The following is a 12,823-nucleotide window of genomic DNA, read 5'->3' on the forward strand; positions in this document are numbered from 1 at the left end:
ACGGCCTTCGCGCCACCCCATCCCATGAAACTGCGCAATGCCCGCGCCCGCGACGGGCTGGCCTGGACCCTGGACGGCCTGCGCTGGCTCAAGCGCCAGCCGCTGCACCTGACGGGCCTGTTCGGCGTGATGCTGTTCAGCCTGGCCCTGATCTCGCGCCTGCCGGTGATCGGCGCGGTGCTGGTCACGACCCTGCTGCCGGCCATGACCGCCGGCTGGGTCCATGCCGTCGAGCAGATGCGCCGCCACGACGCCAAGGCCACGCCCGGCCTGCTGTTCGCGCCGCTGCTGCAGGCCGGCCCGAACCGCATCACGCTGCTCAAGGTCGGCCTGGCCCACGGCCTGTGCATCCTGCTGCTGCTGGCGCTGGTCGACCTGCTGGACCCGTCCTTCGGCCAGGCCTGGCAGGACCTCAGCGATGCCTCGTCCGAAGAGGCCCAGGGCCGCGCGATGGAAGCGCTGCAGCTGGGCATGCTGTGGCGTCAGGTGATCGTGGTGCCGATCGCGCTGGTCTTCTGGCACGCGCCGGTGCTGGTGCACCGCGACGGCATGGGCCTGGGCAAGGCGATCTTCGGCAGCGCGCTGGCGACGCTGCGCAACGCCGGTGCCTTCGCGGTCTACGGTGCGTCGTGGCTGGCCATCTCGGCGCTGATGGTCGGCGTGCTCGCCCTGCTCGGCAACCCGCAGCTGGTGCTGCTGATCGCGGTGCCGCTGGCGATGGTCATGTCGGCGGGCTTCTACGCCTCGTTGCATGCCTCGGTGCATGGGTGCATCGATCTCGGCGACGACGAGGCGACCCCCACCGACACGACCCCCCGGTAGGTCGGACACCCTGTGTCCGACGGGGTGGTGCCCACGCGCGCCGACCCCGATCCGCGTTCAGCGCACCCGGCGGTCCTTCTCAGGGCCGCCTCAGAACGTCAGCGTCTTCACGCCCTCGGCCGTCCCCAGCAGGCAGACCGCCGCCTTGTGGCGCGCGAAGATGCCCACGCAGACGACGCCGGGCCACTGGTTGACCTCGGTCTCCATCGCCAGCGGGTCGGTGATCTTCAGGCCGCGCACGTCCAGGATCGGGTTGCCGTTGTCGGTCGTCACGCCCACACGGATCGTGGCCTGCACGCCGGGCATGGCGTTGAAGCGGCGGGCAATCTGGGCGGCCGCCATCGGGATGACCTCGACCGGCAGCGGGAAGGCGCCCATCACCTCGACCCGCTTGCTGGCGTCGGCGATGCAGATGAAGCGCTCGGCCAGGTCGGCGACGATCTTCTCGCGCGTCAGCGCGGCGCCGCCGCCCTTGATCATGTTTCCGGCGTGGTCGATCTCGTCGGCGCCGTCGATGTAGACGGGGATGCGGTCGACCTCGGAGGCCTCGAAGACCCGGATGCCGAGCGCCTGCAGCCGCTCGGTGCTGCGCATCGAGCTGGAGACCGCGCCGCGGATGCGATCGCGGATGGCGCCGAGCGCGTCGATGAAGCAGTTGACGGTCGAGCCGGTGCCCACGCCGACGATCGCGCCCTCGGGCACGTAGGCCAGGGCGGCCTGGCCGACGAGGGCCTTGAGTTGGTCTTGCGTCATCGGGGCGGCGGGAGTCGTCATGGCGAAGGTCGGGAAGGCTTCAGGGAGAATCCGAAATTATGGCCCTGGTCCCCTACGCACTCACCCGCCCCTTCCTGTTCGGACTCGATCCGGAAGCGGCCCACGAACTCACGCTGGACGCGCTGGCGAAGCTCCAGAACACGCCGCTGCAATGCCTCTGGGCGCAGCCGCGCGTCGCCGATCCGGTGACGATCGCCGGCCTGCGCTTCCCCAACCGCATCGGCCTGGCCGCCGGCCTGGACAAGAACGGCCGCTGCATCGACGGCCTCGGCGCGATGGGCTTCGGCTTCATCGAGGTCGGCACCGTGACCCCGCTGGGCCAGCCCGGCAACCCGAAGCCGCGCATGTTCCGCCTGCCGGCGAAGAACGCGCTGATCAACCGCCTGGGCTTCAACAACGAGGGCCTGGCCAGCTTCCTGGCCAACGTGCAGCGTGCCACCTCCTTCCGCCGCGCCGGCGGCCTGGTCGGCCTGAACATCGGCAAGAACGCCGCCACGCCGATCGAGCGCGCGGCCGACGACTACCTGGCCGCGCTGGCCGGCGTCTACCCGCATGCCGACTACGTGACGGTCAACATCTCCAGCCCGAACACCAAGAACCTGCGTGCGCTGCAGAGCGACGAGGCGCTCGACGCGCTGCTCGGCGCCCTGCAGGCGCGCCGCCAGCAGCTGGCCACCGAACATGGCCGCCACGTGCCGATGTTCGTGAAGATCGCGCCCGACCTCGATGAGGCCCAGGTCGGCGTGATCGCCGCGACGCTGCGCGCCAACGGCATCGACGGCGTCATCGCCACCAACACCACGCTGGCGCGCGAGGCCGTCGCCGGCCTGCCGCATGCCGACGAGGCCGGCGGCCTGTCGGGCGCGCCGGTCTTCGAGGCCAGCAACCGCGTCATCGCCCAGCTGCGCGCCGCGCTCGGCAGCGCCTACCCGATCATCGGCGTGGGCGGCGTGCTCTGCGGTGCCGACGCCCGCGCCAAGCGCGCCGCCGGTGCCGACCTCGTGCAGGTCTACACCGGCCTGATCTACCGCGGCCCGGCACTGGTGCCGGCCTGTGCGCGGGCGATGAAGGGCTGACCTCCTCAGACCCGCTCAGGCTTTCCTGGGCAAGCCGGCGGACTGGGCCGGCTTCGGCCCGCTATTCCGGACCTTGCCGCGCGGCGCAGTTCCCAGAATCGGGCGCCATGAGTGCCCTCGCCGCCCCGTCGCCTGATCCCGTCGAGCCGACCGATGCCGTTCCTGTGGCGGTCGACGGGCTGCCGGCTGCGCCGCCGGTCGATCCGGCCGCCGAGGCCGCCGCGCTGGAGGCAGCCGAGCGCGAGGCGCAGCTCGCGCGGCTGATGCAGCGCATGCAGAAGACCGCCGACTTCCCGGCGCTGAAGGACTCGATCCGCGGCATCCAGAAGATCTCGCGCTCCGACACCGCGCACCTGCGCGCCCTCAGCGACGAGGTGCTGGGCGACGTCGGCCTGACCAACAAGCTGCTGCGGCTGATCAACACGGCGTTCTACAGCTCCGTCGGCGGCGGCAGCATCACCAGCATCAAGCGGGCGATCGCGCTGATGGGCTTCCAGTCGATCGGCATGCTGGCGGCCTCGCTGGCCCTGTTCGAGAAGCTGCCCAAGGGCCCCGATGGCGCGCGTGTGCAGGCCGAGTTCCGGCGTGCGCTGCTGGCGGGCATGCTGGCCAGCGAGATGTGCCCCGGCTTCAAGCACCAGGAGCTGGCCTACCTGAGCGCGCTGTTCCAGAACCTCGGCACGATGCTGGGCTGGATGCACTTCAAGGACGAGGCGACCGAGATCGAGGCCAAGCTGGTCGAGCTGCGCGCGGCCGCCGCCGCCGAGGAAGCCGAGGCCGGCGCGACCGGCGCTGCGCTGGACGCCCATCCGGACCCGCTGCACGCCACCGTGCAGCAGACCGCCCGGGAGGTGCTGGGCATCGGCTACGAGGACCTGGGCGTGGAGGTCGCCCGCCAGTGGGGCTGGCCGGAAGACCTGCAGCTGGCGCTGCGCCGGCTGCATCCGCGCGACCCGGAACTGCCGGCTGGCAGCGACGAGCGCCTGCGCGTGGCCTGCACCGCCGCCAACCTGCTGGCCGCGAAGCTGGAAGCGCTGCACGACCCCGACGAGATCGCCGCCTGCCTGGCCGGCTTCCTGCCTGCCTGGGGCGTGCCGCTCGGGCTGGACGAGGCGATGCTCGGCGGCATGGTCGAACGCGCCCGCAGCGAATGGATCGAGATGGCCACGTTGCTGGGCCTGCAGCTGCCGAATGCGGCACCCGCCAAGGGCGGCAAGGGCCCGGCCATGAAGACGACGGCCAAGCCCGGCAGCACCGGCAACGGGCCGGAACTGATCAAGCCCAGGGCCACGGCCAGTGCCGCGGCCGGTGCGGCCGGTGCCCCGGCGCCACGACCGGCACCGCCCAAGGTGGCCGTGCCCGCTGCGGTCGGCCAGGCCCTCGGCCGGGCACTGGAGGCGGTCAGCGAGCTGGCCATGTCGGATGCGCCGCTGGCCGCTGTGCTGCAGGCGCTGATGACGCAGGTCCAGCAGGCGCTGCAGCTCCAGCGCATCGTGGTCTGCCTGCGCGAGCCGGCCAGTGGCGACCTGGTCGGGCGCATCGGCCTGGGCGACCGGGCGAGCGCGCTGGCGCCGCAGTTCCGCATCGCGCTGAACCCGCCGAACTGCCTGTTCGGCCTGCTCTGCGCGAAGAACGCCGACACGCTGATCTCCGACGCCGGCGACCCGGTGATCGCACAGCGCCTGCCGGCCTGGTTCGCCCGCCAGGTGCAGGCACCGACCTTCCTGCTGCTGCCGCTCAAGCTGGGCGACAAGCCGCTGGGCCTGATCTACGGCGACCGCGCCCGGCCGCACACCCTGCAGGTCGGCGATGCCGAACTGACCCAGCTCAAGGCGATGCGCAACCAGCTGATCATGGCCATGCGCATGCGCGGCGCGGCGGCTTGACCCAGGTCGGCCACAAGCGATGAACGAAGGTTCACACTGTCACAGCGATGAGTCACCTGCATGACTTGAAGCTGCTGGTTTTGCGCTAATCTGGAATGACTCCCGGACCCACCATGCCCACCCTGATGCGCTTCCTGTTCCGACTCGTCCTGGTCCTGGCGGCCACGGTCTTCATGGCCAGCCTGGCCCTTGCCGGCGTGATGCTGGCGCTGGGTTACGCGCTGTGGTGCCTGGTGCGCGGCCGTCGCCCGCAGTGGCCGACCATCTTCATGGGGCCGCTGCGTCACATGCGTCGTCACGGTGGTGGCTTCGGTGGTGGTGGCTTCGGTGGTGGCGGTTTTTCGGGCAACCGCACCGGCCCGTCCGGTCCGTCCGGCCCGATGCCGGGCTGGCGACGCAGCGGTCACGGCGCCGATGCCGGCGTCATCGAGGGCAACGCCCGCGAGCTGTGACCCGGCCGGACGCTTGTTCCGCCGAGCTGACCCCGCACTGACTTTCCCTCGCGGGCGCGACGCCGTCACACAGGCGTCTGCAGCCGGGCGGCGGGGCCCGTAGCATCGTTGCTCCGACGACCCGAGGAGACACCCACGATGTTCCGCGCCATCCTGCTGCAACGAGCCGAAGACAAGTCCACGCTGGCCCAGCTGCAAGAGCTGGACGAGAGCCAGCTGCCCGACCGCGACGTGACGATTGCCGTCGAGTGGTCCACCCTCAACTTCAAGGACGGCCTGGCGCTGACCGGGCGCGGTGCCGTCGTGCGCCAGTGGCCGCTGGTGCCCGGCATCGACCTGGCCGGCACCGTCACCGCCAGCCGCAGCCCGCAGTGGCGCGCCGGACAGCGCGTCGTCGTGACCGGCTGGGGCCTGGGCGAGTCCTACTGGGGCGGCCTGGCCGAACAGGCCCGCGTCGACGCCGGCTGGGCGCTGGAACTGCCCGCCTCGATGAGCACACGCGAAGCGATGTCGCTGGGCACGGCCGGCTTCACCGCCGCGCTGTGCGTGATGGCGCTGCGCGACAAGCACGGCCTGAAGCCGGGCGACGGCGAGGTGCTGGTGACCGGCTCGGCCGGCGGCGTCGGCTCGATCGCCATCGCGCTGCTGGGCAGCCTGGGCTACCGCGTCATCGCCTCGACCGGCCGGCCGCAGGAACGCGACTACCTGGTCGAGCTGGGCGCGGCCGACATCCTTGACCGCCACAGCCTGAGCGCCGCCGGCAAGCCGCTGCAGACCGAACGCTGGGCCGGCGTGGTCGACACGGTCGGCAGCCACACGCTGGCCAACGCCTGCGCGCAGACTCGCTTCCACGGCGCGGTCGCGGCCTGCGGCCTGGCCCAGGGCGGCGACTTCCCGTCGACCGTGATGCCCTTCATCCTGCGCGGCGTGACGCTCTACGGCATCAACAGCGTGCTGACGCCCAACGACGAGCGCGCCCGCGCCTGGCAGCTGCTGGCCGACCATGTCTCGCGCGAGAAGCTCGAGCGCATGACCCAGGAGATCGCGTTGAGCGAGGCCATCGCCTTCGCGCCCAACGTGATCGACGGCAAGGTGCGCGGCCGGACCGTCGTCGACGTGAAGCGGTGAGCCCGCGCTGGCAGGTCTGGATCGACCGCGGCGGCACCTTCACCGATGTCGTCGGGCGGGCCCCGGACGGCAGCCTGCACACCGTCAAGCTGCTGTCGGAAGCGCCCGGCCAGTACGAGGACGCGGCGGTCGAGGGCATCCGGCGGCTGATCGGCCTGGCGCCGCAGGAGGCCATCACGCCCGAGTGCGTCGCGGTCGTGAAGATGGGCACCACGGTGGCCACCAACGCGCTGCTGGAGCGGCGCGGCGAGCCGACGCTGCTGGTGATCACCGCCGGCTTCCGCGACGCGCTGCGCATCGGCACGCAGCACCGGCCGAAGCTGTTCGCACGCCAGATCGTGCGGGCCGAGCCGCTCGCCGCCGCCGTGCTGGAAGCCGACGAACGGCTGGGCGCGGACGGCTGTGTCATCACGCCGCTGGACGAGGCCACCCTGCGCGAGGGCCTGGCCCGCCACCACGCCGCCGGGCTGCGGGCCTGCGCCATCGTCTTCCTGCACGGCTGGCGCCATCCGCAGCACGAGGCCCGGGCGGCGGAGATCGCCACCGGGCTGGGCTACACGCAGGTCTCGGTCTCGCACCGGGTCAGCCCCCTGATGAAGCTGGTGCCGCGCGGCGACACCACCGTGGTCGACGCCTACCTGTCGCCGGTGCTGCGGCGCTACGTCGACCGGGTCGCGGCGCAGATGCCGGGCGTGCCGCTGCTGGTGATGCAGTCCTCCGGCGGCCTGGCCGAGGCCGTCCACGTCGCCGGCAAGGACGCGGTGCTGTCCGGCCCGGCCGGCGGCATCGTCGGCATGGTGCGCACCGCCCAGGCCGGCGGCCATGCCCGCGTGATCGGCTTCGACATGGGCGGCACCTCGACCGACGTGTCGCACTTCGCCGGCGAACACGAGCGCGTCTTCGACACCGAGGTGGCCGGCGTGCGCATCCGCGCGCCGATGCTCAGCATCCACACCGTCGCGGCCGGCGGCGGCTCGGTGATCGGCTACGACGGCGCGCGGCTGCGGGTCGGGCCGGCCTCGGCGGGCGCGCATCCGGGCCCGGCCAGCTACGGCCGCGGCGGTCCGCTGGCGATCACCGATGCCAACGTGCTGCTCGGCCGCCTGCAGCCCGCTCACCTGCCCGCCGTGTTCGGCACGGACGGCCGCCAGCAGCTGGACCGCGACATCGTGCACGCGCGTTTCAACGCGCTGGCCGCAACGGTCGCCGCCTCGACCGGCCAGCCGGTCACGCCCGAGGCCCTCGCCGAAGGCTGCCTGGCCATCGCGGTGGCGCACATGGCACATGCGGTCAAGAAGATCTCGGTCGCGCGCGGCCATGACGTGAGCGGCTACACGCTGCAATGCTTCGGCGGTGCCGGCGGCCAGCATGCCTGCGCGGTCGCCGACGCGCTGGGCATGTCGACCGTGCTGATCCACCCGCTGGCCGGCGTGCTGTCGGCCTACGGCATGGGCCTGGCCGACCAGTCGGCAAACCGGCAGGCCGCGCTGGAGACCCGGCTGGACGAGGCCGGCCTGGCGGCGGCGCGGGACCTGGCGGCACGGCTGGCCGATGCGGCCCGCGCCGGGCTGGTCGCCCAGCACGTCGACCCCGCCGCGATCGGCCAGGCCGCGCAGCTGCACCTGCGCTACGAGGGCACCGACACGACGCTGGCCGTGCCGGTCGGGCCGCTGGCCGCGGTCGAGGCCACCTTCGAGACCGCCTATCGCCAGCGCTATGCCTTCCTGATGCCGGGCCGCGAGCGCGTCATCGAGTCGGTCTCGGTCGAGGCCCGGGCCCGGGCCGAGCCGGTGGACGAGCCGATGCAGCCGGCGACGCCGCAGCAACCCGCGCCGCACGCGCGCATCCGCCTGCATGCCGCCGGCCGCTGGCACGACGATGCCGGCCTGTACCGGCGCGAGGCCCTGCCGCGCGGTGCCCGCATCGACGGCCCGGCGGTGATCGCCGAGCACCACGCGACCACCGTGGTCGAGCCCGGCTGGCAGGCCGAGCTGACCGGCCAGGACCACCTGGTGCTGCGCCGCGTCGTGCCGCTGCAGGCCGCCGTGCCGGCCGACGACACGCGGGCCGATCCGGTCCGGCTGGAGATCTTCAACCAGCGCTTCATGGCCATCGCCGAGCAGATGGGGCTGCGGCTGCAGAACACCGCCACGTCCGTGAACATCAAGGAGCGGCTGGACTTCTCCTGCGCGCTGTTCGACGGCACCGGCGCGCTGATCGCCAACGCGCCGCACATCCCCGTGCACCTGGGCGCGATGAGCGATTCGGTGCGCCACGTCATCGCGCACAACCCCGACCTGCGACCCGGCGACGTGGTCATGCTCAACGACCCGTACCACGGCGGCACCCACCTGCCGGACGTGACGGTGGTGACGCCGGTGTTCGACGAGGACGCCGACCCGGCCACGCGGCGCACCGCCGATGCGCGCTTCTTCGTCGCCTCGCGCGGCCACCATGCCGACATCGGCGGCATCACGCCGGGTTCGATGCCGCCGTTCTCGCGCCGCATCGACGACGAGGGCGTGCGCATCGACAACTTCCGCCTCGTCGCGCGCGGCGAGCTGCAGGAGGACGCCCTGCGCGCGGTACTGGCCAGCGGTCCGCACCCGGCCCGCAACCCGTCGCAGAACCTGGCCGACCTGCGCGCCCAGGTCGCGGCCAACGCGCGCGGCGTGCAGGAGCTGCACGCGCTGGTCCGGCAGGTCGGCCTGGCCACCGTGCAGGCCTACATGGGCCATGTGCAGGACCATGCCGAGGCCTGCGTGCGGCAGGCCATCCGCCGGCTCGATCCGGCGCTGGCACCCGAGGGCGGACGCTTCGAGGTCCGGCTGGACAACGGTGCGGTCATTGCCGTGGCGATCACGCTGGACCGCGCCGAAGGCCGGGCGCGGATCGACTTCAGCGGCACCTCGGCCCAGCAGGACAACAACTTCAATGCGCCCCGGGCGGTCACGCTGTCGGCGCTGCTCTACGTCTTCCGCACCCTGGTCGACGACGACATCCCGCTGAACGCCGGCTGCCTGCGGCCGCTGCAGCTGGCGCTGCCGCCCGGTTGCCTGCTCGACCCGCAGCCGCCGGCCGCCGTCGTGGCCGGCAACGTCGAGACCTCCACCGCCGTCACGCATGCGCTCTACGGCGCGCTCGGCCTGCAGGCCAGCGCCCAGCCGACGATGAACAACATCACCTTCGGCAACGACCGGGTGCAGTACTACGAGACCGTGGCCGGCGGCTCCGGCGCCGGGGTGCGCCTGGGCCAGGACCTGGCCACGCCGCCCTGGCCGGACGAGGCCGGTTTCGACGGCTGCGACGTGGTCCAGACCCACATGACCAACTCGCGCCTGACCGATCCGGAGGTGCTGGAGTGGCGCTACCCGGTGCGGCTTGAACGCTTCGAGATCCGCGCCGGCTCGGGCGGCGCCGGGCGCTGGCGCGGTGGCGACGGCGCGACCCGCGTGATCCGCTTCGACGCGCCGATGACGCTGTCGGTGCTGGCCAATGGCCGTGTCCACCCGGCCTTCGGCCTGCAGGGTGGCTCAGCCGGTGAGCCTGGCCGCAACCACGTGGTGCGCACCGATGGCCGCATCGAGGTGCTCGGCCACATCGGCCAGGTCGACGTGCGGCCCGGCGACCGGCTGGTGCTGGAGACACCCGGCGGCGGCGGCTGGGGTCCGCCGCCGGCCTGACTCAGCGCGGTCCGAAGGCGCCCTTGACCTGCTGCGCCGGGGGCCGCGACCAGCCGCCACGGCCGTTGCCCGTGGAAGGCATGGAGGACTTGGGGTTGGTGGCATCCGCACCGGCCGACTGGATCGCGATGCCCGACAGCGGCGCCACCTGCAGGTCCAGGTCGCTGCGGTTGCCGCGCACGTCGATCACGTCCAGCGCCGCATTGGCCGACAGCAGCGGGTAGGCCCCGCAGGCCTCGCCGCGCTGGCAGATGAAGTCGTCGTTGTCGAGGTCGCTGCCGGCCACGATCGACACCCGGCCGCCGCTGAAGCCGGGGTACTGCCAGCGCAGCAGGCCGTCCGCGCCACGATCGGCCCGCACGGCATCGAGGGTGGTGCCGGTGTCGGGGTTGATCAGCAGGACGTAGATCGGGCCGAGGTCCCCGGCTGCGCTGTCACCGGCGGCGAACTTGCGCCAGGTCACCGGCACCGTCAGCGTGCGGGCGGTCGACATCGTGAAGGTCAGGCTGGCGTACCGGGTGCCGACCCCCAGCTGCACGCTGCGGTTCACCTGCACCGTGTAGCGGCCCAGGCCGGTGCCCGACGACACCGGGGCCTGCACCGTGACGGCGGCGTTGTCGCTGGTGACGGAGACGACCCGTTCGGACGTCGCGGACGTCACGCCGAGGTCGATCGTCGCGCTCACGGACAGCCCACCCAGGTCGACCTGCGACGGCGAGGCGACCACGATGCCTTCCGGCGCGGCCGCGCCACCGGCCAGCGCGAGCGCGGCATCGACCGCCTTGCGGGCATTGATCAGCCCGTGGCCATAGATCGGATCGCGGAAGGCGACGCCCAGGTCATCGCTGATCGAGCCGGCGGTCAGCAGCGCGTCGATCTGCCCGACCGTCAATCCCGGGTGGACGTAGCGCATCAGCGCCAGCACCCCGGCCACATGCGGTGCGGCCATCGAGGTGCCCTGCATGCCGCCGAAGGTCGCCAGGCGGTTGCCAGCGGCATCGAAGGTCGCCACGTCGCTGTAGACCGCATCGGCCACGCCGGTGCCGGTGGTCGAACGGCGCGTGTCGCCGCCGGGCGCGGCCAGGGCGACCGTCTCGCCGAAGTTGGAATAGGGCGCGCGCTGCGCCGCTGCATCGAGCGCGCTGACCGCGATCGCGCCGGGGCAGTTGGCCGGCGAGCCGACCGGACCGGCCGAGTTGCCGGCCGCCACGACCACGGCGACGCCGGCCGCGCGCACCGCCGCGATGGCATCGCCAAAGGCCGGCTCGCAGGCGCCGTCGCTGCCCAGGCTCATGTTGATCACGTCGGCCCGGCGCGCCGGCAGCACGCCGGCGTTGTTGCCCAGGCCGGCGGCGTAGCGCATGGCGTTGACGATGTCGACCGTCGTGGCGCCGCCAGAGGGAGGAAACACCCGCAGCGGCAGGATCTGCGCCATCGGCGCGACGCCCGCGCCGCCGATGGCGTTGAAGGTCGCAGCCGCCACCGTGCCGGCGACGTGGGTGCCGTGGAAGACCGGCTGGTCGGCCTGCGTCGCGGTGTTGTCGCCACTGGGCAGGTTGCCGTCGCCGGGCGTCACGTTCGAGATGAAGGCCCGGCCGCTGGACACCAGCTGCGGCGCGAGGTCCGGGTGGTTCAGCACCACGCCGTCGTCGATCACCGCGACGATGGGCCGCGCCGTCGGCTGGGTCGCGAGGCCCGCGATGCGCGCCATGGCCGCCGGCAGGTTGATCTGCTCGTAGTGCCAGCGCTGGTAGGCGTAGCTGCGGTCGTTCGGCGGAAAGGTCCCGACCAGCTGAGGCACCTGCAGGCGCGCATGGAGGTGGTTGGGCTGCACGTAGTCGTAGGCGCCCGTGGCCTGCAGCGCCTTGGCGAGCTGGAGCGTGTCGATCCAGCGCTGGGCCGGGCTGTCGGTGGCGGTGGTGGTGGCCGTGGTGGTGCTGGTGGCGGTGCCGAGGGCCGCCAGTCGCCCCGGGACAGCCTGGCCGACGGCCTGGCCCTGCAGCGCCTGGCGGGCCAGGCGGCGGCCTTCGGGCGTGGCGGGCAGCCGCAGCAGGTGCGGATGGCGGGCGCCCGGCGCACCCAGCGTGGGCAGGCCCTGGATGCCGGTCGCGGCCAGCCGCGTCTTCAGCGTCGCCAGCAGGTGGTCGGCCAGCGGGCGGTCGGCCAGGCCCTGGCGCGTGCCGCTCGCCTTGGGCTGGGCCACCAGCTGGCCGGACAGCACCGGGGTGGTGGTGGTGGACTCCGCGCAGGTCGAGGCCGTGTCCGGCGCGCCGATGCGCAGGTTGTAGATCGCCGCACCCGAGTACGCGTTGACGTTGACGACGTAGCTGCCCGCCGCCGTCACCCGCACGCACTCATGGCGTGTGGTGGTGCCGTTCGAACCGCCGCGCAGGGTGTTGTCGGCCGACACCACGTAGAGGTCCAGGTCGGCGCTGAGCGGATCGGCCGCGGATTCGAGTTCGATCACCTGGTCGGCCACCAGGTCGACCCGCAGCCAGTCGTCCGCATCGCCGGGCCCGAAGTTGTTGCCCGCCGGCCCCGTGCCCACCACGTTGACCGTGCCGACCAGCAGCAGCGGCGCGGTCACGTTCTGCGCCGTCGCGATCGTGTCGTTGACGATGTAGGGCGCCTGGTTCGGGTCGTTGGTGTCGGTATCGACCACCGCATTGGGGGCCAGGTTGACCTGCCCGGACAGGGTGTAGGTCGTCGGCGCCGGCGTGTCGCCCCCGCCCCCTCCGCCCCCTCCTCCCCCTCCACCACCGCAGGCAGCCAGCAGCAGCGCGAGGCTCGCCAACCACCGTTCGGCGCGCACGCCCCGGAAGCCGCAGGCCCGCCGCGCACCGCGCGACGTGGGGAGATTGGAAGGACGAGGCGTCATGGTCCGGCGTTTCGCTTGACTTGGGTCGGACCATGCTAGCCAGCCTGCATGAACCTCGCCCACCGGGCATCCACAGGGTGGGTGATGAGCGGTGGGCGGTGGGCGGTGGGCGGTGGGCGGTGGG

General features: G+C 72.7%; 8 protein-coding genes. 6 read left to right on the forward strand and 2 right to left on the reverse strand.

What is annotated here, in order from left to right; all coding sequences use genetic code 11:
• The first annotated feature begins 24 nt into the window (after positions 1-24).
• Positions 25-822 (forward strand): BPSS1780 family membrane protein, encoded by a 798-nt coding sequence (locus tag Q8X39_RS09350; protein WP_305749402.1) that lies wholly within the window; start codon positions 25-27, stop codon positions 820-822.
• 90 nt (positions 823-912) lie between these two features.
• On the opposite strand, the gene rpiA is transcribed toward Q8X39_RS09350, so the two are convergent.
• Entirely contained in the window at positions 913-1,575 is a 663-nt protein-coding gene (gene rpiA / locus Q8X39_RS09355) for a ribose-5-phosphate isomerase RpiA (protein WP_305749403.1), read from the reverse strand.
• A gap of 59 nt (positions 1,576-1,634) precedes the next feature.
• On the opposite strand from rpiA, the gene Q8X39_RS09360 reads away from it, so the two are divergent.
• The 5 genes from Q8X39_RS09360 (at position 1,635) to Q8X39_RS09380 (ending at position 9,821) form a co-directional block, all read left to right on the forward strand.
• On the forward strand, positions 1,635-2,672 hold the full coding sequence (locus Q8X39_RS09360; RefSeq protein WP_305749404.1) for a quinone-dependent dihydroorotate dehydrogenase: 1,038 nt from the start codon (positions 1,635-1,637) through the stop codon (positions 2,670-2,672).
• 107 nt (positions 2,673-2,779) lie between these two features.
• Complete coding sequence (locus tag Q8X39_RS09365) at positions 2,780-4,558, forward strand: HDOD domain-containing protein (RefSeq protein WP_305749405.1); 1,779 nt, start codon at positions 2,780-2,782, stop codon at positions 4,556-4,558.
• A 113-nt stretch (positions 4,559-4,671) separates the two neighbouring features.
• A complete protein-coding gene (locus Q8X39_RS09370; RefSeq protein WP_305749406.1) occupies positions 4,672-5,010 on the forward strand; it encodes a hypothetical protein in 339 nt (112 codons plus the stop codon).
• Between the two features lie 138 nt (positions 5,011-5,148).
• Complete coding sequence (gene acuI, locus Q8X39_RS09375) at positions 5,149-6,138, forward strand: acrylyl-CoA reductase (NADPH) (RefSeq protein ID WP_305749407.1); 990 nt, start codon at positions 5,149-5,151, stop codon at positions 6,136-6,138.
• Positions 6,135-9,821: a hydantoinase B/oxoprolinase family protein gene (locus tag Q8X39_RS09380; protein WP_305749408.1), complete on the forward strand. Its 3,687-nt coding sequence runs from the start codon at positions 6,135-6,137 to the stop codon at positions 9,819-9,821. The genes acuI and Q8X39_RS09380 overlap by 4 nt, the downstream gene beginning before the upstream one ends.
• A gap of 1 nt (position 9,822) precedes the next feature.
• Here Q8X39_RS09380 and Q8X39_RS09385 read toward each other — a convergent pair whose 3' ends face one another.
• The gene (locus tag Q8X39_RS09385) at positions 9,823-12,699 is read right to left on the reverse strand and encodes a S8 family serine peptidase (RefSeq protein WP_305749409.1); all 2,877 of its coding nucleotides are present in this window, start codon (positions 12,697-12,699) and stop codon (positions 9,823-9,825) included.
• Positions 12,700-12,823 lie beyond the last annotated feature (124 nt).

The sequence above is a fragment of the Leptothrix discophora genome (genome assembly GCF_030705305.1).
GTDB classification, from domain to species: domain Bacteria; phylum Pseudomonadota; class Gammaproteobacteria; order Burkholderiales; family Burkholderiaceae_C; genus Sphaerotilus; species Sphaerotilus discophorus.